At 47.6% G+C, this 1034-nt stretch carries 3 protein-coding genes; 1 reads left to right on the top strand and 2 read right to left on the bottom strand.

Annotated features, from left to right (window positions below; genetic code table 11):
• Together ACWHAR_RS23225 and ACWHAR_RS23220 are read right to left on the bottom strand one after the other, a co-directional pair.
• Positions 1–155 (bottom strand): hypothetical protein (locus tag ACWHAR_RS23225; RefSeq protein WP_452087967.1); only part of this gene is annotated, 155 nt, incomplete at its 3' end.
• Between the two features lie 36 nt (positions 156–191).
• A complete protein-coding gene (locus tag ACWHAR_RS23220; protein WP_003183971.1) occupies positions 192–488 on the bottom strand; it encodes a post-transcriptional regulator in 297 nt (98 codons plus the stop codon).
• A gap of 117 nt (positions 489–605) precedes the next feature.
• Between ACWHAR_RS23220 and ACWHAR_RS23215 the strand changes: the two genes are divergently transcribed.
• The coding region (locus ACWHAR_RS23215; protein ID WP_452087966.1) for an oligosaccharide flippase family protein at positions 606–1034 on the top strand (429 nt) is incomplete at its 3' end.

Here is a 1034-nt window from a genome sequence, read left to right as displayed (position 1 = left end):
TGTTTGGCAGGCTGGACTTCATACAGAACCTCAAAACCGCCCTGAAGATCAAGGCCGAGGCTGATGTTGTCTGCAGCCGGCTTCGTGAACATTCCCAGTCCTGTACCGATCAAGAGAACGGTAAGGAAAAACGCAATCAAGCGTCCTTTTTTCATTATGTATTTCCTCCTTAAATCAACCAAAATCAACGGCTACCTCAGCAGCTCATCGAGCATATCCTGCCCTTCTTTGCTGTCGAGTAAATTAGACGTTTTAAACGATTCTACGGTTGCATAGTTCATAAATTCGCCAATTTTCACAGATAAAATGTCACCGGCCAGCTGGTGAATTTGAACATCCTTCCGGTTCTTCCATTTCTTATTCAATAAGTATGACCACAATTCCTCTATTTCAATATCGTCATAACCGAGTATTCTAAACTCTTCCGTCTTGCTGCGAAGAAAGGGTTTTAAATGATCCTTGTACAGATCAGCCGGATGTTTGCCCATGCCAAAGCCACGCTCCTTTCACATTTTTTCAGAGAGACTTGTCATGCTTGGACGATGTATGCGCATATCTTATTGTATATGATTAAAGGTTGTTTGAGAAGGCAGGGGACTCTAGAAATGACGAAGCAGACGTTTTTAAAAGGAACGCTCATTTTAATAGCGGCGGGTTTGATTACGAGAATGCTCGGCTTTATCAACCGGATTGTCATCGCAAGGTTCATCGGTGGTGAAGGCGTCGGGCTTTACATGATGGCGGCCCCGACTTTTTTTCTGGCCGTCACCCTCACCCAGTTCGGCCTCCCGGTCGCCATCAGCAAGCTGGTCGCTGAAGCGGAAGCGCGCCGAGACCATAGGAAGACAAAACAGATTTTAGTGATGTCTCTTGCGATCACCGGGACGCTCAGCGCCATCATCACTCCGGTGTTTCTCATTTACGCCCCGCTGATGGCCGATACGCTGCTCACAGACAAAAGAACGCTTTATCCGCTTTTGGCGGTTACGCCGGTCGTGCCGATCATTGCCGTTTCCAGCGTGCTGAGGGGCTAT

The sequence above is a fragment of the Bacillus sp. LR--39 genome, from assembly GCF_053613335.1.
This window is presented reverse-complemented; position numbering and strand designations above follow the sequence as displayed.

Bases quoted from the DNA above. Each gene is read 5' to 3' on its own strand.
- ACWHAR_RS23220 (WP_003183971.1), bottom strand. From the start codon at position 488: ATGGGCAAACATCCGGCTGATCTGTACAAGGATCATTTAAAACCCTTT.